At 67.8% G+C, this 21,223-nt stretch carries 14 protein-coding genes; 7 read left to right on the top strand and 7 right to left on the bottom strand.

Going from position 1 to position 21,223, the window contains the following annotated elements:
- Window positions 1–267: 267 nt before the first annotated feature.
- Window positions 268–2,721 carry a penicillin-binding protein 1A gene (locus ACFSQR_RS17975; protein ID WP_377731398.1) on the bottom strand — a complete coding sequence of 818 codons (2,454 nt, stop codon included), beginning with the start codon at window positions 2,719–2,721 and terminating at the stop codon, window positions 268–270.
- A gap of 171 nt (window positions 2,722–2,892) precedes the next feature.
- Between ACFSQR_RS17975 and ACFSQR_RS17970 the strand changes: the two genes are divergently transcribed.
- The gene (locus ACFSQR_RS17970; protein ID WP_377731397.1) at window positions 2,893–5,025 is read left to right on the top strand and encodes a TonB-dependent receptor; all 2,133 of its coding nucleotides are present in this window, start codon (window positions 2,893–2,895) and stop codon (window positions 5,023–5,025) included.
- 76 nt (window positions 5,026–5,101) lie between these two features.
- On the opposite strand, the gene ACFSQR_RS17965 is transcribed toward ACFSQR_RS17970, so the two are convergent.
- The 5 genes from ACFSQR_RS17965 to ACFSQR_RS17945 form a co-directional block, all read right to left on the bottom strand.
- Window positions 5,102–6,205 (bottom strand): diguanylate cyclase, encoded by a 1,104-nt coding sequence (locus ACFSQR_RS17965; RefSeq protein WP_377731395.1) that lies wholly within the window; start codon window positions 6,203–6,205, stop codon window positions 5,102–5,104.
- A gap of 129 nt (window positions 6,206–6,334) precedes the next feature.
- On the bottom strand, window positions 6,335–6,727 hold the full coding sequence (locus tag ACFSQR_RS17960) for a DUF1761 domain-containing protein (protein ID WP_377731394.1): 393 nt from the start codon (window positions 6,725–6,727) through the stop codon (window positions 6,335–6,337).
- Between the two features lie 70 nt (window positions 6,728–6,797).
- Window positions 6,798–7,520: an SDR family oxidoreductase gene (locus tag ACFSQR_RS17955; protein WP_377731413.1), complete on the bottom strand. Its 723-nt coding sequence runs from the start codon at window positions 7,518–7,520 to the stop codon at window positions 6,798–6,800.
- Window positions 7,521–7,572: 52 nt separating this feature from the next.
- The gene (gene fghA / locus ACFSQR_RS17950; protein ID WP_377731393.1) at window positions 7,573–8,400 is read right to left on the bottom strand and encodes an S-formylglutathione hydrolase; all 828 of its coding nucleotides are present in this window, start codon (window positions 8,398–8,400) and stop codon (window positions 7,573–7,575) included.
- 10 nt (window positions 8,401–8,410) lie between these two features.
- A complete protein-coding gene (locus tag ACFSQR_RS17945) occupies window positions 8,411–9,517 on the bottom strand; it encodes an S-(hydroxymethyl)glutathione dehydrogenase/class III alcohol dehydrogenase (protein WP_377731392.1) in 1,107 nt (368 codons plus the stop codon).
- A 105-nt stretch (window positions 9,518–9,622) separates the two neighbouring features.
- On the opposite strand from ACFSQR_RS17945, the gene ACFSQR_RS17940 reads away from it, so the two are divergent.
- From ACFSQR_RS17940 to ACFSQR_RS17925, 4 genes are all read left to right on the top strand, one after another.
- Window positions 9,623–10,147 (top strand): GNAT family N-acetyltransferase, encoded by a 525-nt coding sequence (locus ACFSQR_RS17940; protein ID WP_377731391.1) that lies wholly within the window; start codon window positions 9,623–9,625, stop codon window positions 10,145–10,147.
- Between the two features lie 168 nt (window positions 10,148–10,315).
- Window positions 10,316–11,290, top strand: coding sequence for a tripartite tricarboxylate transporter substrate binding protein BugD (locus ACFSQR_RS17935; protein ID WP_377731389.1), 975 nt, complete (start codon window positions 10,316–10,318; stop codon window positions 11,288–11,290).
- An 88-nt stretch (window positions 11,291–11,378) separates the two neighbouring features.
- Complete coding sequence (locus ACFSQR_RS17930; protein WP_377731388.1) at window positions 11,379–11,840, top strand: tripartite tricarboxylate transporter TctB family protein; 462 nt, start codon at window positions 11,379–11,381, stop codon at window positions 11,838–11,840.
- A 15-nt stretch (window positions 11,841–11,855) separates the two neighbouring features.
- A complete protein-coding gene (locus ACFSQR_RS17925; protein WP_377731387.1) occupies window positions 11,856–13,361 on the top strand; it encodes a tripartite tricarboxylate transporter permease in 1,506 nt (501 codons plus the stop codon).
- Between the two features lie 6 nt (window positions 13,362–13,367).
- Here ACFSQR_RS17925 and ACFSQR_RS17920 read toward each other — a convergent pair whose 3' ends face one another.
- Entirely contained in the window at window positions 13,368–14,318 is a 951-nt protein-coding gene (locus ACFSQR_RS17920; RefSeq protein WP_377731386.1) for a diacylglycerol/lipid kinase family protein, read from the bottom strand.
- 124 nt (window positions 14,319–14,442) lie between these two features.
- Here ACFSQR_RS17920 and ACFSQR_RS17915 point away from each other — a divergent pair, with 124 nt between their 5' ends.
- Both ACFSQR_RS17915 and ACFSQR_RS17910 read left to right on the top strand, forming a co-directional pair.
- A complete protein-coding gene (locus ACFSQR_RS17915) occupies window positions 14,443–16,665 on the top strand; it encodes a TonB-dependent receptor domain-containing protein (protein ID WP_377731385.1) in 2,223 nt (740 codons plus the stop codon).
- Window positions 16,666–16,733: 68 nt separating this feature from the next.
- On the top strand, window positions 16,734–21,212 hold the full coding sequence (locus ACFSQR_RS17910; protein ID WP_377731384.1) for a DEAD/DEAH box helicase: 4,479 nt from the start codon (window positions 16,734–16,736) through the stop codon (window positions 21,210–21,212).
- Window positions 21,213–21,223 lie beyond the last annotated feature (11 nt).

Genomic DNA, 21,223 nt, shown 5'->3' with positions numbered 1-21,223 from the left:
CCGCTGCTTAACGTGTTCGCCGAGCGGTTGTTGGCCAACGGGATGGCTCCCAAAGCCGTGATTGGCGCTGTAATGAGGAAGCTTGTCCACCTCATTTACGGTGTGATCAAGTCAGGCAAGCCCTTTGATCCACATTTCTTAAATCGACGGCTTGTAATTCAAGACGGTATCTGACCCCGCGCTTGAGATAGCGCAAACCAGGGGTCAGGCACCAGGGGAAGGGCGTGCCTGACCCCGGGTTTGATGTAGCGCAAACGGGAGGTATCGTTAGCCTTCGATGGTGGCTTCGGGTTCCTGGATGGGAGGGGCCGGCGGCGGTGGTGACTGCTCGACCGGCGGGTCGATTTCTTCGACCTGGACTTCTTCGGGGTCGGGCAGCGGCTCGGTAGGCTGGTACGGGTCGGCCGGCTGGCCGTCCTCGGTCTGCAGTTCGCCCGGGTCCTCGAACACTTCTTCGGGCTCTTCTTCCACTTCGACGCGCGGGCGCGCCGGCGCGGGCGGACGCCCGCCAGGGAAGACGGCGCGCGGATCGAGCTTGTTGGCGTCGAGCGTGGTCTTGAAGAAGTCGCCAACCAGGCGGATCGCGTTGTGGCCGCCCTGCCCCCAGTAGTTGCTGCGCATGGTGACGCGGTTGTCGTTGAAGCCGACCCACGCGCCCCCCACCAGCTGCGGATGCATGAGGATGAACCAGCCGTCGGCGTTGCGCTGCGTGGTGCCGGTCTTGCCGGCCACGTCGCCGTAGATGCCGAAGCGGAAGCGCACCGCCGTGCCGGTGCCTCGGTTGACGACGCCGCGCATCATGTCGATCAGGGTGACGGCCGAGGCCTGCGACATGACCTGTTCCGGCGCGCCGTTCCCGAAGGTGGCGATGACGTTGCCGGCGCGGTCGGTAATGCGCCGCACGAATACGGGCTTGCGGTACTGGCCCTGTGAGGCGATCGACGCGTACACATTGACCATTTCCAGCAGCGTGACCGGGCTGGTGCCCAGCGCGAGCGAAGGCACCCGGTCAAGCTTGCTCTCGCGGATGCCCAGGCCCTGCGCCAGGCTGACGATGCCGCCCACGCCCACGTCCTGCATGACTTGCGCGGTGACGGTGTTCTTGGAGTACACCAGGCCGTCGCGCATCGGCACCATCCGCCCGCTGGTGCCTTCCATGTCGGTCGGGCGCCACACGGTGCCGTCGCCGGCATGGATGTCGAGGACGGCGTCGCGGTACTCGTGGTCCGGGGTCAGGCCCTTTTCCAGCGCGGCCGCGTACACGATCGGCTTGAAGGTGGAACCGGGCTGGCGCTCGGCCTGCGCCACGTGGTCGAACTGGTCGCGCCGGAAGTCGCGGCTGCCGACCCAGGCCTTGACCTCGCCGGTGCGCGGGTCGAGCGCGACGAAGCCAGCCTCCAGGCGCGTCTTGGCCGCGCGCAGGCTGGCCATGAAGTCGCGGTCCGCGCGCAGGCGCCTCACGGCGTCCTTCGGATCCTCGCCCGCCTCCACCGCCTTGCGGTAGCTGTCCGATTCGCGGATGAAGGCGTCCAGCAGGCCGCCGTGGCTGCGCCAGAAGTAGTCGAACGGCTTGACGTAGCTGCGCATGTCCGTGTAGTCGCTTGTGGACGAGGAGGACCATACCGATGGTTCGCTCCATTCGACGTCGGCGATCGCCTGCAGTGTCTCGGCCTGGCGCGCGACCGCTTTCTGGGCCGCCGCCTGCAGCTCGGGGTCGAGCGTGGTGTGCACCACCAGGCCGTCGCGCTGCAGGTTGTAGTCGTTCTCGTCGGCCCATTCGATCAGCCACTTGCGCACGTAGGCGGTGAAGTGGTTGTCGCTGTCCTTGCCGTTCTTTTCCAGCTGGCGCTCGAAGCGCAGCCGCAGCGGGCGCTTCTTGAGGGCGTCGAAGCGCTCCTTGCTGATTTCGCCGCGCCGCATCAGCTGGCCCAGCACCACGTTGCGCCGTTCCAGCGAACGCTTCGGGTTGCTGACCGGGTTGTAGTAGTTGGTCCCCTTGAGCATGCCCACCAGCGTCGCGCTCTCGAGGATGTCGAGCTTCGCTGCCGGTTTGCCGAAGTAGGTGCGCGCGGCCGCTTCGATGCCGAACGCGTTATACAGGAACGGGACGGTGTTCAGGTAGGCTTCCAGGATCTCGTCCTTGCTCATCGCCGATTCGATCTTGATGGCGGTGACGATCTCCTTGAGCTTGCGCGAGATGTTGCGCGAGCGCCCGATCTCCTTCGGGAACATGTTACGAGCCAGCTGCTGCGTCAGGGTGGAGCCGCCCTGGCGGTCGCCGCCCGCGCTGTAGACCAGCGCCGCGACCGTTCGGCGGAAGTCGATGCCGCTGTGCTCATAGAAGCGGTGGTCTTCGGTTGCGACCAGCGCCTTGATCACGTGCGGGGAGATTTTGTTGAGCGGGACATGCTCGTGCACGCCCTCTTCGAAACTGGTCAGTTCGCGGCCGTCGGCGCCGACGATCACGGTCGGCTGCGCCGCGCGCGCCTGGCGCAGGTCGCTGATGCCGGGCGTGAGCGGTATCAGGATCAGTATCCACAGCAGCAGCGCGAGCAGCAGCGCCGCGCCGCCCCACAGCCCGACCAAAACGAAGCGCTGCCACAGCGGGCGCGCCATCAGGCGTGCATGCATTCCCCGCAGGCGCGACCCGGCAGCATCCACGCTGCGGCGGTGCATGCCGCGCCAGCCGTCCCCACTGTTACCACCCTGATCCTGATCCATCGAATACCTGTACGAACGTCAACCCTGCGAGTATAGCCGACCGCGCCCGGGCCTTCGGTGTGCTTCCTCGCTTTGTTTTCTCCATTACCGCCAAGAAAAATACTCTTGCCTCCGTGAATGAGAATCGTTATCATTACTATCTGTATTCACTTATTGCCCAGAAAGTCCGTCATGATCCAGCTCTCCCCTCTCGCCCGCTCCGTCGCGCTCGCCTGTGCCACCCTGGGCGCGGCCAGCGCCGGCGCGCAGGAAGCCGCGCCCGCCAACGAAGGCCAGTCCGAGGTGGTGATTACCGCGACCCGCGCCAGCAAGGCGGTGGAGAAGATCCCGGGTGCAGTGTCGGTGATTTCCCAGCGCGAGCTGTCCACCCAATATGCGCTGGCCGACGATCCTTCGGCCGCGCTGGCGATCTACGTGCCGGGCTACGCGCCCAGCCGCCAGAAGCTGACCTCGCAGGGCGAATCGCTGCGCGGCCGCCAGCCGCTGATCCTGCTGGACGGGATCCCGCAATCGAACCCGCTGCGCAACGGCGCGCGTGAAGGCTACTTCGCCGACAGCGCGATCATCGAACGCGTGGAAGTGATCAACGGCGCCTCGGCGATCCAGGGCATGGGCGCGACCGGCGGCATCATCAACTACATCACCAAGTCGCCGCGCAAGATGGGCACCACCAGCTCGGTGCACGTGCGCGCCACCACCCAGTTCGAGAGCGACAGCATCGACTGGAAGACCGGCTACACGGTCTCGCACAAGACCGAAGCGTTCGACCTGTTCGCCTACGCGGGCGTGCAGCGGCGCGGCATGGGCTACGACGGCGAGGGCCGCCCGCTCGGACTGGACACGGTCCAGGGCGACACCATGGACAGCCGCGGCAACGACGTGTTCTTCAAGCTTGGCAAGGACTTCGGCGACCAGCGCGTGCAGCTGTCCGTCAACCGCTTCGAGCTGGAAGGCGACGGCGACTACCGCACCGTGCGCGCCAACCTGGCAGCCGGCATCCCGACCTCGTCCGAGCGCGGCACCCCGCCCGGCACGCCGCCGCGCAACGAGGCGCGCGCGATCAGCCTGGACTACCGCCACGCCAGCCTGGGCGGCGGCGCGCTGTCGACCCAGCTGTTCAAGCAGGACTTCACCGCGCTGTACGGCGCGGCCACGTCCAGCACCTTCCAGGACGTGCGCCTCGCGCCGGTCGGCACGCTGTACGACCAGTCCGAGATCGTGGCCGACAAGCGCGGAGCCAAGGTCACCTACGTGCGTCCGGATACCCTGGTGGAAGGCCTGGAAGCGACCGTCGGCGTGGACTACCTGCACGACAACACGCGCCAGCGCCTCGCGATCACCGACCGCACCTGGGTGCCGCCGCTGGAATTCACCTCCACCGCGCCGTTCGCCCAGCTCGAATACGAGTTCGGCGCGTTCACCGTGCGCGGCGGCCTGCGCCGCGAGTTCGCTGAACTGAACGTCGACACCTACACCACCCTGGCGGCCTACAACAACACGCTGGTCAAGGGCGGTTCGACCTCGTTCGCCGAGACCGTGTCCAACCTGGGCGTGGTCTGGCGCGTCGGCGGCGGCTGGTCGGTATTCGCATCGAGCTCGGAAGGCTTCGGCCTGCCGGACGCGGGCCTGGTCCTGCGCGGCATCAACCGCCCCAACCAGTCGGTCCCCAGCCTGATCGCGCTGGAGCCGGTCGTCACCCGCAACAACGAGGTCGGCGCGACCTGGCGCGGCGCCTGGGGCAACGTGGGCGCGTCCTACTACGATTCGCGTTCGGACGTGGGCAGCGTGATCCGCGTGGTGAACGGCATCGGCCACGTGGACCGCGTGCCGACCCATGTGAAGGGCTGGGAGGTGTCGGGCGAGGTCAGGCTGTCGCGCGCGCTGTCCGCCTTCGGCAGCTACGCCACCACGCGCGGCAAGACCGCGATCGCACAAGGCACGCCGCTGGACGTGGCGCTGGGCGCACGCAACCAGGGCCCGGACAAGGCCGTGCTGGGCGCGAACTGGCAGTTCGCACCGCGCTCCAACCTGCGCGTGCAGGCCACCCACCTGGCCGACCGCGACATCAACGAGGGCCGCTTCGCCGGCGCGTCCAACCTGGAAGAGCACTTCAACGGCTACACCGTGGCCGACGCGATCGCCAGCTTCGACACCCGCTACGGCCAGTTCGGCGTGGGCATCGAGAACCTGTTCGACCGCCAGTACATCGGCTACTACTCGCAGTCGTCGACGCTGGACAAGACGATCAACACCTTCGCCGGCCGCGGCCGTACCTTCACGGTCAACTGGTCGTACCACTTCTGATTGCCGCCCCGGCCCGCCTCCGCGCGGGCCGGACTATGCGGCCAACGGCAGTTCCCCGGCGCCGGCGGCGCCCTTCCTAGCCGGCCACGACGATGTCGCGGCCGCGCGCCTTGGCTTCGTACATCGCCAGGTCCGAGCGGCGGATCGCCTCGGCGAAGCGCTCGTCGGGGCGGCACTCGACCACGCCGGCCGAGAAGGTCAGCTTGAACGGATAGCCCGCGTCGTCCAGCACCAGCTTGCGCACCCCGTCCAGCATGCGCTCCACCACCTTCATCGCGTCGGCCAGCATGGTGTCGGGCATCAGCATCAGGAACTCCTCCCCACCCCAGCGCGCCAGGGTATCGTCTTCGCGCAGGAAGCGCCTGACCTCGCGCGACAGCGCACGCAGTGCCGCATCGCCCCCGGCATGGCCGAAGCGGTCGTTGATCTGCTTGAAATGGTCGATGTCGATCAGCGCGATCGAGGTGGGACGGTGGTCCCCGCTACTGCGGCGCTCTTCCTGGTCCAGCAGTTCGTGCATGTGGCGACGGTTCGACAGCGCGGTCAGTTCATCGGTGGTGGCCAGCGTCTCGATGCGCGCCAGCGCGCTAATCAGGTTGTCGGCCTGCCCGCGCAGGCGCTGGCGCAAGGCATGCAGGTCGCGCGTGATGAGCGTCACCGCAATCACGGCGGCGGACGCGATGATGACATTCACGATCTCGGAGCGCAGCGGGAATGCGGCCGGATCGAGCAGGTGAATCGTCGCAGCGGTGGCGACCAGTCCAATGATGGCGAAGGCGCTGAGCGCGATCGTCTGGCGCGGCCGCAGCGGAAACGCCAGGAATACCACGATCACCGGCAGGCCGATCAGCAGGTTGGCGTGGACCGAAGGGAGCAGCGCATACAGGATCAACAGGAAGCTCACCGCCAGGAAGCCCTGCGCCCATGCCAGCTTCCAGTGCGGGATGCCGCTGTACGGCGAGCGCCTGATCAGCACATAGAAAATGGCCAGGTGTGCCACGGCGAACGCGATGACCCCGATGCCGGGCGCCAGCGCGAGGGTGCCGCTGACGATTTCGTCGAGAACGAGTCCGATGCAGATGATGTACAGGACCGCGTTGGACGCCCAGTAGCCCAGCATGCGCCTGATCCTGTCCTGCGGCGTGATCTTGCCGCGCGGGCGTTCCACCTTGGTTGACATGACGTTCCCGGAAAGATTACGAGGAATATAGTAATCGGGACGCGATCCGGCCAACAATACATTTCAATTGAACACGAGAGCGATCCGGCAGGGAACATAATGCCTGCCCTGCCGGGACCGCGGATGGCGTCAGTGCCAGAGTCCCAGCACAAGGCCGAACAGCAGGAACTGCGCGGTATGGTAGCCGCCGTCGATCAGCCACAGCTTGAACGAACGGTTGGCGAACTGGTAGTTGATACCGAAGCTCGCCGCCACGCAGGCGAAACCGACCAGCAGGCCCATTCCCAGCGCGTGCGCCAGCGCGGGCGCGGGGCCCAGCAGCGAAGCAAACGCCAGTGCCGCGACCAGCGAGAACACGAAGCTGACGCCGAATACCTTGGCCGGATGCCCGGCCGTCGGCACGCCGCCGTTTTCCTCGTTCCACGCGCGGCCGAACAGCACCGGCGAATACCACAGCCCGCCCAGCATGAAGCTCGATACGGCAGCCAGCACGACTGCCAGCAGGTTGAACTCGAATCCCATCTCTTCACCACCCCATTTATTGTTTTCTGGACCGCCATCTTACTTGATCGGTACAGGGGCAGGAACATGCTTAGTCGCGCAGGTCGTCCACCGCGTGTGCGCCGAACGACGGGCCGAGAAGATAGTTCACCACATGGGTCGCGCATTCGGACGGTGCGACGAGCTCTCCTGCCTGTTTCAGTTCGACGAAGCGCGAGCGCAGCGGGAAGCGTTCCTCGGGCGTCGCGCGGATTTCCGCCTGCATGTCGGTGTCGACGATGCCTGGCGCCAGGCTGCTGATCCGCAGGCCGGCGTGGCCGTCGAGCGCCACCGTGCGCGCATGATGGTCGAGCGCTGCCTTGGTGGCGCAATACACGCTCCAGCCCTGATAGGCGTTGCGGCCCGCGCCGCTGGAGATGTGCAGGATGCGGCAGGCGGCGGCCTGCTGCAGCCGGGCCAGCGCGGCCGACAGCATGAGCGGCGCAGTCACGTTCAGGCCGACGGCCAGCGCCACATCGGCAGGGTCCTGGTCTTGCGGCGGTCCGACCGGCTGCACCGTACCCGCGTTATTGACCAGCAGAGCCAGCGAACACCCGTCCAGGAAATCGCGCAGGTCGTCCGTGAGCAGCCAGTCGCGCAGCGCGTCCGGCCGCCCGAGGTCCAGTGCAGCCTGGGTGAGCAGGTCCGGAAACGCCGCCTGCAACGCGTCCGCCTGGCCGCGCGCAATGCCCAGCACCGGGATGCCGCGCCACATCAGGTCGCGTGCGATGGCTTCGCCCAGTCCCCTGGTGTGGCCGGTCACAATGGCTTTCATCGGTGTCATGAAGTGTCCTCCCAATGCGTTGGCGGTATCGTCTGCGGACCGCCTACCGGTTGTGGAATCGAAGGTGCTCTTCGATGAAGGTCGAGATGAAGTAATAGCCGTGATCGTAGCCCTCGTGGCGGCGCAGCGTGAGCGGCTGGTGCGCCTGTTCGCACGCGGCTTCGAACAGGTGCGGGTGCAGCTGGCTCTCCAGGAATTTGTCCGACAATCCCTGGTCGACCAGGATCCCGCGCGGAAACGGGATGCGGCTGTTCGCCATCAGCGCGGTGGCGTCGTACTGGGTCCATTGCGCGCGGTCCTCGCCCAGATAAGCCGAGAATGCCTTGATGCCCCACGGCGCCTGGCTGGGCGCGCAGATGGGCGCGAACGCCGAAACGGACGAGAACAGTTGCGGGTGGCGCAGCGCCATGACGAGCGCTCCGTGCCCGCCCATCGAATGGCCCATGATGCCAAAGCGCGCCGCATCGACGGGGAATTCGTCCAGCACCAGCTGGTGCAACTCCAGGAGGTAGCTGTGCATCCGGTAGTGCGCGCGCCAGGGCTCGGCCGTCGCATCGGCGTAGAAGCCGGCGCCCACGCCGAGGTCCCAGCTGTCGGCCTCGCCCGGCACCCCGGCGCCGCGCGGGCTGGTGTCCGGCGCGACCAGGATCTGCCCGAGCTGCGCGGCCACGCGCTGTGCGCCGGCCTTGATCATGAAGGTCTCTTCGGTGCAGGTCAGCCCGGCCAGGTACATCACCGCCTGCACCTTGCCTGTCGAAGCCTGCGGCGGCAGGTAGATCGAGAAGCGCATCGGCAGGCCGATCGCGGCGGAGTCGTGGCGGTAGAACCGCTGCACGCCGCCGAAGCAGGCATGTTCGCTGATCAGTTCCATCGCGCCCTCTTCAGTACAGCACCACCGAGCGGATCGACTCGCCACTCTTCATCAGGTCGAAGCCTTCGTTGATGCGTTCGAGCGGCAGCCGGTGGGTGATCAGGTCGTCGATATTGAGCTTGCCGTCCATGTACCAGTCGACGATCTTCGGCACGTCGGTACGGCCACGCGCCCCGCCGAACGCGGAGCCTTTCCAGGACCTGCCCGTGACCAGCTGGAACGGACGGGTCGAGATTTCCTGCCCGGCAGCCGCTACGCCGATGATGAAGGACTGTCCCCAGCCCTTGTGGGTGCATTCCAGCGCCTGCCGCATCAGCGTCGTGTTGCCGACGCACTCGAAGCTGTAGTCGGCCCCGCCATCGGTCAGCTGGACGATGTCGTCCACTACGTTCGCCGTTTCGTTGGGGTTGATGAAGTGCGTCATGCCGAACTTGCGCGCGATCTCCTGGCGCGCCGGGTTGATGTCGATGCCGATGATCTTGTCCGCGCCGACCATGCGCGCCGCCTGGATCACGTTCAGGCCGATGCCGCCCAGTCCGAACACGGCCACGTTCGCGCCCGCCTCGACCTTGGCCGAGAACAGCACCGCGCCCACGCCGGTAGTGACGCCGCAGCCGATGTAGCAGACCTTGTCGAACGGCGCGTCGGACCGAATCTTCGCCAGCGCGATCTCGGGCACCACGATGTAGTTGGAGAACGTGGACGTGCCCATGTAGTGGAACAGCGGCGTGCCGCCCAGCGAGAAGCGCGTGGTCGCATCCGGCATCAGGCCGCGGCCCTGGGTGGCACGGATCTTCTGGCACAGGTTGGTCTTGCGCGACAGGCAGAATTTGCATTCGCGGCATTCCGGCGTGTACAGCGGAATGACATGATCGTCTTTTTTCAGCGTCTTCACGCCGGGTCCCACGTCGACCACGATGCCCGCGCCCTCGTGGCCGAGGATGGCCGGGAAGATGCCTTCCGGATCGGCTCCGGATAGCGTGTAGTAGTCGGTGTGGCAGATGCCCGTGGCCTTGAGTTCGACCAGCACCTCGCCTTCGCGCGGACCGTCCAGGTCAACCTCTTCGATGGTGAGCGGTGCGCCGGCCTGCCATGCAACTGCTGCTTTGGTCTTCATGTTCTTCCTCGTTCGGTTGCGGTGACGAGAGCATAACAATATTCTCCCGACCTTGCGGGAACTGCCGCCCGTGGCGTAAGCTGGTCCGACAAGCAAGGACAGCCAATGGAACCCGCCTTCACGATCCGCCGACTGGAAACTGCCGACGCGCCCGCCTACCGCGAGCTCCGCCTGCGTTCGCTCGCCGACTCGCCGGATGCGTTCGGCAGCACCTGGGAAGCCGAACAGGCGCTGCCGCCCACCCACTGGCAAGACCGCCTGTCGGCGGCAGCGGTTTCCGGCCGGGACTGTCCCCTCGTCGCCGAACGCGATGGCGCAGCGCTCGGCCTGCTGTGGGCCAGGCAAGACACGGCCCAGCCCGCGCTCGTCAACCTGTTCCAGATGTGGGTGGCACCGGAGAGCCGTGGCTGCGGGGTAGCATCCGCCCTGCTGCGCGAAGCGATCGCCTGGGCACAGTCCATGCAGGCCAGCGTGGTGCAGCTTGGCGTGACCTGCGGCGACACTCCGGCCGCACGGCTGTACGCCCGCGCCGGTTTCCTTCCCCACGGCGAACCGGAGCCCCTGGGCGACGGCTCCCCGCTGCTGTCGCAACCGATGCGCCTCGCACTTCACAGGGAACAGGCTGCCTGAACGGGGGTTCCGTGGGCGTGCCGCGACAGCGCCGCGAACGGCGTTGAATCTTCGACAAGCTTCTGGTACAACCTTAGCTGCGTATTCACCCACGCAGCTTGTTGGTTTTTCTCTGGGCCGCGCCTGCCGGCCCGGTCCCGACTAATCAATGCGAGAAGGATGATCCCGATGAAAGCAGCACTCTTGCGCTCCGTTGCCTGCCTCGCCCTCGCCGCCAGCGCGATGGCCCAGGCCCAGAATTATCCTGACAGGACAATCACCATGATCGTGCCGTTCGCGGCGGGCGGCCCGACCGACACGGTGGCGCGCCTGCTCGCGCAATCGATGGGCAAGACGCTCAAGCAGCAGATCATCGTCGAGAACGTCGGCGGCGCCGGCGGTACGATCGGCGCGGCGCGCGCGGCCAAGGCCAGGCCGGACGGCTACACGATCTTCCTGCACCACATCGGACAGTCGACCGCGCCCAGCCTGTACCGCAAGCTCAGTTACGATCCGGTCGCCGCTTTCGAGCCGATCGGCCTGGTGACCGACGTGCCGATGACGCTGGTCGCGCGCAAGGATTTCCCGGCCCGCGACTTCAAGGAATTCCTCGCCTACGTCAAGGCCAACAAAGACAAGGTCACCTACGCCAACGCCGGTCTCGGCTCGGCCTCGCACCTGTGCGGCATGCTGTTCATGACCGCCATCGGCACCGACCTCACAACCGTCCCGTACAAAGGCACGGGCCCGGCCATGAACGACCTGCTGGGCGGCCAGGTCGACTTCATGTGCGACCAGACCACCAACACCACCAGCCAGATCAAGGGCGGCAAGATCAAGGCCTATGGCGTGACCACCAGGAAGCGCGTGCCTTCGCTGCCGAACCTGCCGACGCTGAACGAAGCAGGCCTGCCCGGCTTCGAGGTGGCGGTCTGGCACGGCATGTACGCGCCCAAGTCCACGCCCAAACCGGTCGTGGACCAGCTGGCCGGGGCGCTGCGCGCCGCGCTCAAGGACCCGGCCGTCGTGAAACGATTCGCCGACCTGGGCACGGAGCCCGTGCCGGCCACGCGCGCCACGCCGGAAGCGCTGCGCGCGCACCTGCAAGCCGAGATCGCGCGCTGGAAGCCGATCATCACCAAGGCCGGTGCCTACGCCGACTAGATCCGGCTCGGGCGCCGGGGCGGGTCCGCCCGGCGCCCCGGCGCGGCCAGCCGGCCAGCCCGACCGGCATCCCCACCCGGAGAATCACGTGCCCGCATTCATCCGCCATCCGAAAGATTTCTGGACCGGCATCATCTTCCTGGCCTTCGGCCTGGCCGCCATCGTGTTCGCGCTCGAGCTGCCGATGGGGTCCGTCGCGCGCATGGGCCCCGCCTACTTCCCTTCCGTGCTGGGCGGGCTGCTGGCCCTGATTGGGCTGCTCGCGGTGGTGCGTTCGTTCCTGCGCGACGGCGAGCCGGTGGGGAGCTTCCACATCAAGGGCATGGTGTTGGTGCTCGGCTCGATCCTGCTGTTCGGCTACCTGATGCGGGGCGCCGGGCTGGCCCCGTCCATCGTCCTGCTGGTGCTGCTGAGCGCGCTGGCCAGCCCCGGCTTCCGCTTGCGCTGGGCGCTGCCATTGGCCATCGGGCTGGCCGTCTTCGCCGTCTTGATGTTCGTGCGGCTACTGGGCTTGCCGATGCCCGTGATCGGCCCCTGGCTGGACTTCTGAGCGGAGCCAACGCACATGGACATCCTCGCCAATCTCGCGCTGGGCTTCGACACCGCGTTCACGATGACCAACCTGATGTACTGCCTGATCGGCGTGTTCGTCGGGACTGCGGTCGGCGTGCTGCCGGGCCTCGGGCCGATCGCCACCATCTCGATGCTGCTCCCGGTGACCTTCGGCCTGGAGCCGACGTCGGCCCTGATCATGCTGGCCGGGATCTATTATGGCGCCCAGTACGGCGGCTCCACCACCGCGATCCTCGTCAATTTGCCGGGCGAGTCCTCGTCCGTGGTCACTGCCATCGACGGCCACCAGATGGCACGCAGCGGCAGCGCCGGACGCGCGCTCGCCACCGCCGCGCTGTCCTCGTTCTTTGCCGGGACCGTCGCCACCATCCTGCTGGCCTTGTTCGCGCCGCCGCTGGCCGAGCTCGCGCTCAGGTTCGGCCCCGCGGAATATTTCTCCCTCATGGTGCTGGGCCTGGTCGCCTCGGTCGTCCTGGCCAGCGGCTCGCTGCTCAACGCCGTCGGCATGGTCCTGCTGGGCCTGCTGCTCGGGCTGGTGGGGACCGACGTCAACTCCGGCGCGCAGCGCTATACCTTCGAGATGCCGCAACTGGCCGACGGGATCAACTTCGTGATCGCGGCGATGGGCATGTTCGGCATCGGCGAAATCATCCGCAACCTGGAACACGACGAAGGCGCCCGCAGCGTCCTCGCGCGCAAGGTCAGCCGCCTGATGCTCAGCAAGGAAGACTTCAAGCGCATCGTTGCGCCCGTGCTGCGCGGGACCGCGCTCGGCTCGGCGCTGGGAATCCTGCCCGGCGGCGGCGCAATGCTGGCGTCGTTTGCCGCCTACTCGATCGAAAAGAAGGTTTCGCCCAACGCCGGCGAATTCGGCAAAGGCGCGATCGAAGGCGTGGCCGCGCCCGAAGCGGCAAACAACTCCGGCGCGCAAACCTCGTTCATCCCCATGCTCACGCTGGGCATCCCCGCCAACCCGGTGATGGCGCTGATGATCAGCGCGATGATCATCCAGGGCATCCAGCCGGGACCTGCCGTCATGACCGAGCAGCCGGCGCTATTCTGGGGACTGGTGGTGTCCATGTGGTTCGGGAACCTGTTCCTGGTGATCCTGAACCTGCCGATGATCGGCCTGTGGGTGCGGATGATCGCGGTGCCCTACCACCTGCTCTACCCGGCCATCCTGACCTTCTGCGCCATCGGCGTGTTCAGCCTGAACAACAGCGAATTCGACGTCTGGCTGCTGGCCATCTTTGGCCTGCTTGGCTACATCTGCGCCAAGCTGGGGGCCGAGCCGGCGCCGATGCTGCTCGGCTATATCATCGGCCCCATGATGGAGGAGTACATGCGGCGCGCGCTGCTGCTCTCGCGCGGCGATCCGATGGTGTTCGTGGAGCGTCCGATCAGCGCGGCCATGCTGGCGCTGGCGCTGGCCGCGATGGCGGTGGTGCTGCTGCCGGCACTGAAGAAGAAGCGCGAGCAGGCCTTCCAGACGGAGTGACGGCGCTCACTCGCGCACGGGATTTTCCGGCACCAGCAGGAGCAGCTGGTCTTCGATCACTTCGAACTCGAGCGGCGGCGCCAGGTGCGTGACTTCGCCGTCGATCGCCACCTTCACGCGGCGCCTGCCGTACCAGCCGCGCTGCCACACCGTCATGCGCCTGAAGCCGAACGCGATCAGGTCGCCGGACCCGCCCAGCTGGCCGAACGCGCCGCGCACCAGCAGGCCCAGCGTGGCCAGCTTGCCGATCGAGCGCGGCGCCACCGCCGCCAGCCTGCCTTCTTCCAGCGCGAGCTTCATCGTCTCGATGCCCACCTGCTCCATCTGGAGCGCATTGTTCCCCACGAATAGTGTCGTGGTGCGGATGGTCTCGGGCGCGCCGCCCAGGTCGAAGCGGATGGTCAGCTGCTTGCGAAAGCCCAGGATGGTCTTGATCGCCGAGAGGAAGGCGATGACCCGGCTGCGCCCATACTGGCGCTTGTCGCGCTCGCGCTGCTCCAGCAGCGTCGGGTACAGTCCCACGCTGGCATTGACCAGGAAGATGCGGTCGTTCAGGCGGCCCACCTGCACCGGCTGCACATGCGCCGTCAGCAGCGCGCGCACCGCCCCGGCCAGGTCCTGCGGGATCCCGTGCGTGCGGCCGAAATAATTGAAGGTCCCCTGCGGCAGCACCCCGAACGGACAGCCGCTGGAGAGCGTCGCGCGCGCCACCGTATTAATGGTCCCGTCACCGCCCGCCGCGACCACGATGCCGCCAGCCTGGCGCGCCTTGGCCACCGCCTGTTCCGCGACCTGCGCCAGCTCGCCGGGGTCCTCCACCACCGTCAGCTCGAAACGCCTGCCCGCGCGCGCCAGCTCCTCCTCGATGGTCTGGCGCTGCAGATCGGTCTCCGCATGGCCGGAACCGGCGTTGAGGATGATGTACAGCGGCAGGTTGCTTGGCTCGGTAGGCGTCATACATGTCGGGGCTGTTCGTTGTGCCCATCATGACACGGTGGAGGACAAGCCTGCCGCACGAACGGCCCCTGTACTTCGGCGGAAAAGTTCTCTATGCTCAACATTTTCCTACTCCGCACCGCCGATGGGTTCTCCGCCTCTGTTGCACAAAGGTTGTGCCGCCGCACTGCTGTGCGCATTGCAGGCCGCCGCCAGCGCACAGGCGCCCCCCGTCCAGCCGCCTGTGGCCGCGCCGGCCGCCAAGCCTGCGCCGGCTGGCGCCGCCGCACCTGCCCCGCCCCCTTCAGAGGTAACGGTCGTCGGAGCCCGGCCGACCAACCGGGCCGACCGCCAGGTCTACGACATCGGGAACGACCCTGGCGCGAGCAACGACACCGCCGCCGATGCGCTCAACAAGGTGCCGTCGGTATCGGTCGATCCCGACGGCAATGTGACACTGCGCGGCAAGCAGAACGTCCAGGTGCTCATCGATGGCAAACCGTCGGCCATGCTGCAGGGCGAGCAACGCGGCGCCGCGCTGAACGCCCTTCCCGCGGGCGACATCGCCTCGGTCGAAGTCATCAACAACCCGGGCGCCCAGTTCGGCAACGAGTCGGGCGGCGGCCCCGTCATTAACATCGTGATGAAGCGCACGCGCCGCGCCGGCGGCTTCGCCGTCCTCAACGCCAATGCCGGCACCGCCGGTCGCCGCAACGCCTCGCTGAACGGCAGCTACCATGCCGGGCGCTTCGGCGCGCAGGGATCGGTCCACATGCGCCAGGACGGGCGCGGCTCGTCCGGGCATGCCGCGCGCACGCGCATCCACCCGGTCACCGGCGTCGAGAGCCGCAGCACGCAGGATACGTCCTCGCGCGGGCTCAACGACTCGGCGGGATTCAGCGGCTCGCTGACCTACAACCTGGACGAGCGCGACAAGCTGGCCGCGAACGCGTCCTTTTCCCGGCGCGGCAACGGGCTGGACGCGCACGACCGCTACGTCCACTTCGGGCAGGACGACATCGCCGACAGCGACTACGAACGCAGCACCATGCGCACGGGTGAGAGCGACCACTACAGCGTGGGCGCATCCTGGGAGCGCAAGGGCGCGCTGCGCGGCGAACGATTCAGCGCGGACCTGCGGCTGTCCTCCTCCGACACCCTGGGCGACAATGCATTCACCAACACCTACACGCTGCGTCCTCCGGGCGTGCTGGATACGCGCAGCCGACAGGCCGGCACCACCGCCAACCGCATCGCCGACCTGACCGCCGACTACGAGCGGCCGGGCGAGAGCGGCACGCTCAAGCTGGGCGGCAAGTGGGCCGGGCACACGGATACCTTCGACACGCGCTACACCAGCATCGACCCGGCGACCGGCATCGAGACCGTGAACCCGGTGCGCACCAACCGCTTCCGCGTCGGCCAGGCCAGCGTTGCCGTGTACGGCTCCTACGAATGGCGGCCCGGCGAACGCTGGGGCGTGCTGGGCGGGCTGCGGGTCGAGCACATCCGGCTCGACATCGACCAGATGACCAGCGGTATCCGTGCCGACAACCGGGACACCAGCCTGATCCCGAGCTTCTACATCAACTACAGCCTATCCGAGGCCACCGATGTCCGCCTGAGTTACGCACGACGGTTGCGGCGGCCGGATGCGCGCGAACTCAATCCCTTTGTGGTGTACCGCGACGAGTTCAACGTCTCTTCCGGCAACCCGCACCTTCGCCCGGGCACGAGCGATTCGCTGGACCTGGGGCTGGAAACCAGGATCGGCACGGTCGAGACCAACCTGCGCGCGTTCTACGAACATGACGCGCACGAGATCTCCGAACGGCGCTACTTCATCAGCGAGACGGTGCTGCTGACCACGCGCGACAACAGCGGCAGCAGCCGCAGCGCGGGTCTCGAATTTTCGGCGAACGGAAAACTGCTGCCGAACCTGACCCTGCACACCAGCGGCACCGTGAACCGCATGGAACAGCGCAGCTGGGACGAGCAACTGGGCGGAGATGCGCGACGCAGCGCGACCTCGCTGACGGGCCGGGCGCGTTTCAACTACAAAGCGACAAAGCAGGATACCGTGCAGCTCACGCTGAGCGCGCAGGGGGCATCGCTGTTCGGGCAGGGATCGCGCAAGCCGTATTCCCATGCCAGCGTCAACTACCGGCGCACGCTGACCCCGGCGCTGAGCCTCGTACTGAACGTGAACGACGTATTCGGTTCGACCGGATCGGATACCCGCATCGAGACGCCCGTGCTGAGGGAGCGCAACGTGCGGCGGTTCGACGGGCGCGTGGTGTATCTCGGGCTGTCCTATCGGCTGGGTGGCGTTACGCCAGCGCCGGGCGCGAACCGGCCGCGGGACTGAAGTCCGCTTGCCTGCCCCTTTCCCGGCTTGTTGCTAGAATTGGGGACCTGCACTGGACGAATGAGCGCATGCCACTGGACAGCATCTGGAAGGACTTTCACCCGGCTGTCGCCGCGTGGTTCGGCGCGTCCTTCCCGGCGGCGACCGAGGCGCAGCGGCGCGCCTGGCCGCTGATCCAGGCCGGCCGTCCAACCCTGGTGGCGGCGCCGACCGGATCGGGCAAGACGCTGACCGCCTTCCTGGCCGCCATCGACGCGCTGGTGCAGGAGAGCAGCGAGGCCGCCCTGCCGGACGAAACGCAGGTGCTGTACGTGTCGCCCTTGAAGGCGCTGTCGAACGACATCCGCCTGAACCTCGACGCGCCGCTGGCCGGCATCGGCGCGCAACTGGCCGCACTGGGACTGCCCCCGCATGGCATCCGCACCGCGGTGCGGACCGGCGACACCACGACGGCCGAACGCAACGCCATGCGCAAACGGCCGCCGCACATCCTCGTCACCACGCCCGAATCGCTGTACGTGCTGCTCGGATCGGACAGCGGGCGCGCCATGCTGTCGACCGTGCGCACCGTGATCGTCGACGAGATCCACGCCGTCGCCGGCAGCAAGCGCGGTAGCCACCTCGCCCTCAGCCTCGAACGCCTGGACGCGTTGTGTGGACGCCGGCCGGTGCGCATCGGCCTGTCCGCCACCCAGAAACCGCTGTCGCTGGTGGCCGACTACCTGGTCGGGCGCGGCGGGGGCGACTGCGCCGTGGTCGACGTCGGCCACGTGCGTGCGCGCGACCTGGGGCTCGAACTGCCGCCGGTGCCGCTGGAGGCGGTCATGCCCAACGAAGTGTGGGACCGCGTATACGACCGCATGGCCGAACTGGCGGTCCAGCACAAGACCACGCTCATCTTCGTCAACACGCGGCGCATGGCCGAACGCATCGCGCGCCACCTGGGAGAGCGGCTGGGAGCGGAACACGTCGCCGCGCACCACGGCAGCCTGGCCAAGGAATACCGGCTCGATGCCGAACAGCGCCTCAAGCGCGGCGACCTGCGCGTCCTGATCGCCACCGCCTCGCTCGAACTTGGCATCGACATCGGCGACGTCGACCTCGTGTGCCAGGTCGGCTCCCCGCGCAGCATCGCCTCCTTCCTGCAGCGGGTAGGCCGCTCCGGCCACCACGTCGGCGGCATCCCGAAAGGCCGCCTGTTCCCCACGTCGCGCGATGACCTCATCGAATGCGCCGCCCTGCTCGATTGCGTGCGGCGCGGCGAGCTCGATGCCCTGCGCATCCCGCGCGCTCCGCTCGACGTGCTGGCGCAGCAGATCGTCGCCGAAGTCTCCTCGCGCGAATGGCGCGAGGACGACCTGTATGAACTGGTACGCCGCGCCTACCCCTACGCCAGCCTGGAACGCGCGCGCTACGACGCCATCCTGCGCATGCTGGCCGAGGGCTACACCACCCGCAACGGCGTGCGCGGCGCCTACCTGCACCGCGACGCCGCCGCCGGCACCTTGCGCGGCCGGCGCGGCGGCAAGCTCGCCGCCGTCACCTCCGGGGGCACCATTCCCGACAACGCCGACTACACCGTCCTGCTCGAACCGCAGGGCCACTCGGTCGGCACCGTCAACGAAGACTTTGCGGTCGAGAGCATGGCCGGCGACGTCTTCCAGCTCGGGAACACCTCCTACCGCATCCTGAAAGTCGACGCCGGCAAGGTGCGCGTCGAAGACGCCCACGGCGCCGCCCCCAGCATCCCGTTCTGGCTGGGCGAAGCCCCGGGCCGCAGCGACGAACTGTCGGCCGGCGTCGCCCGCCTGCGCGCCGCCATCGAACACGAACTCACCTACCCCCCTTCAGAAAACCCAACCCCGGGGTCAGGCACCTTGTTAGGAACCGTCCCAACTTCGCCTTCGGAAAATGCCGCAGCGGGAGTCCCGTCCCCATTCGACAGCCCCGCCGTGGGGTCTGGCACCTTTTTAGGAATCGGCCCAACGGGTTTTTCGGATAAAGGTGCCGGACTCGACCGTGCCGTGGCCTGGCTGGACGAGCACCTGGGCCTGCACGAGGAAGCCGCGCGCCAGATTGTCGAGTACCTGGCGCGCTCGCGCGCCGCGCTCGGCGCGCTGCCGACCCAGGACACGCTGGTGATGGAGCGCTTCTTCGACGAGTCGGGCGGCATGCAGCTGGTCCTGCACGCGCCGTTCGGCAGCCGCATCAACCGCGCATGGGGGCTGGCGCTGCGCAAGCGCTTCTGCCGCACCTTCAATTTCGAGCTGCAGGCGGCGGCGACGGAAGATGCGATCATCCTGTCGCTGTCCACCAGCCACAGCTTCCCGCTGGACGAGGTGTGGCGCTACCTGCGCTCCTCCACCGCGGAGCATATCCTGGTCCAGGCCCTGCTCGATGCGCCCATGTTCAATGTGCGGTGGCGCTGGAACGCCACGACCGCCCTGGCGCTTCCGAGATTTACCGGCGGGCGCAAGGTGGCGCCGCAGCTGCAGCGCATGAAGAGCGACGACCTGCTGGCGTCGGTCTTCCCCGACCAGGCGGCGTGCCTGGAAAACGTCGTCGGCGAGCGCGAACTGCCCAGCCATCCGCTGGTCGATCAGACCCTGGACGACTGCCTGCACGATGCGATGGACAGCGACGGCTGGCTGGCCCTGCTGCGCCGCATCGAAGCCGGCGACGTGCGCCTGCTCGCGCGCGACCTGCCCGCGCCCTCGCCGCTGGCGGCCGAGATCCTCAACGCCAACCCGTACGCCTTCCTCGACGATGCGCCGCTGGAGGAGCGCCGCACGCAGGCGGTGCGCAGCCGCCGCTGGAGCGATCCCGAATCCCCGGACGACCTGGGCGCGCTCGACGCGGATGCGATCGCCAGCGTCGCCGCCGAAGCTTGGCCGCAGGCGCGCAACAGCGACGAGGTGCAGGAAGCCCTGGTCGCGCTGTCGTTCATCACCCGCGCCGAGGCGCTCGCGCAGGACGGCTGGCCAAGGTGGCTGGAACAGCTGGCCGAAAGCGGCCGCGTGACGCGCTTGCGAGGCGACGCCGGCGTCGATTTCTGGGTGCCGCTCGAGCGGCTGGACTGCCTGCAGGCGGCCTACCCCGAGGCCACGGCGACGCCGGCCCTGACGATCCCGGAAAGCCATCGCGGCAATGGCGACGCACCCTGGTCGCGCGACAGCGCGCTGGTGGAGATCGTGCGCGCGCGCCTGACCGGCTTCGGACCGCAGCCGCTTGCGCACATCGCCGCCGCCATGGCGCTGCCGGAAAGCGCCGTCGCGATCGCACTCGCACAGCTGGAAAGCGAAGGCTATGTGATGCGCGGCCGCTTCACGCCGGGGACAACGGAAGAGGAATGGAGCGAACGCCACCTGCTCGCGCGCATCCACCGCTACACGATCCGCAGCCTGCGGCGCGAGATCGAGCCTGTCGAGCAGCAGGACTTCATGCGCTTTTTGTTCGACTGGCAGCACCTGACGCGCGACACGCAACTGCAGGGGCAGGATGCGCTCCCCGAAGTCCTGGCGCAGCTGGAAGGCTACGAAGCGGCCGCCGGCGCATGGGAAAGCGACCTGCTCGCCCTGAGGCTGCGCGACTACTCGATCCTGTGGCTGGATGAACTGTGCCGGTCAGGGAAACTGGTGTGGACGCGCATCGGCGCGCCTCTGTCGGCGTCAGGCGGTCCGGTGCGCAGCACGCCGATCGTGCTGCTGCCGCGCCGCCAGGCCGCGCGATGGCTTGCGCTGCCCGGTCCGGGCGCCCCGCCGGAAGTATCGTCCCGCGCTGCGCTGGTGCTCGATGCGCTGCGCCAGCATGGCGCCATGTTTTTCGACGAACTGCAGCACGACGCGCGCCTGCTGCCGGTGGAACTGGAGAACGCGCTCGGCGAACTCGTGGCGACAGGCCTGGTCAACGCCGACAGCTTCGCCGGCATGCGCGCGATGCTGCTGCCCGCGACCAAGCGCGCCAGCAATGACAAGCGGCGCCGCCGTGGCGCGGGTCCGTCGATGGAGGAAGCGGGACGCTGGGCGCTGGTTCGGAGAGGCGACCCGCCCCCTCCCGCACCATCAGATGGCCGCCCGGCCCGCAAGCCGCGCACCGATCCGGAAACGCTGGAGCATGTCGCCATGACGCTGCTGCGGCGCTACGGCGTCGTGTTCTGGCGGCTGCTGGAGCGCGAGGCCTCGTGGATGCCATCGTGGCGCGAACTGCAGCCGGTGTACCACCGGCTCGAAGCGCGCGGGGACATTCGCGGCGGGCGCTTTGTCGCCGGTTTCTCGGGCGAGCAGTTCGCGCTGCCGGAGGCGATCCCGCTGCTGCGCGAAGTGCGGCGGCGACCGCAGGACGGCACGCTGGTGACCATCTCCGGCGTCGATCCGCTCAACCTGTCCGGCACGCTGCTTGCGGGCGACAAGGTCCCGGCGCTGGCGGGCAACCGCGTGCTGTTCAGGGACGGGCTGCCGGTGGCGACCATCATCGCGGGGAAGCTCGACTACCTGCTCGACCCCGGCACGGACCGGCCCTTGTGGCATGCGCACCTGGTAGGCCACTGATCCCGGCCAGG

The sequence above is a fragment of the Pseudoduganella sp. GCM10020061 genome, assembly GCF_042683405.1.
Lineage (GTDB): Bacteria > Pseudomonadota > Gammaproteobacteria > Burkholderiales > Burkholderiaceae_D > Telluria.
The sequence above is the reverse complement of the archived record's forward strand: the minus strand, read 5'-3'. Positions and strand labels throughout refer to the sequence as shown.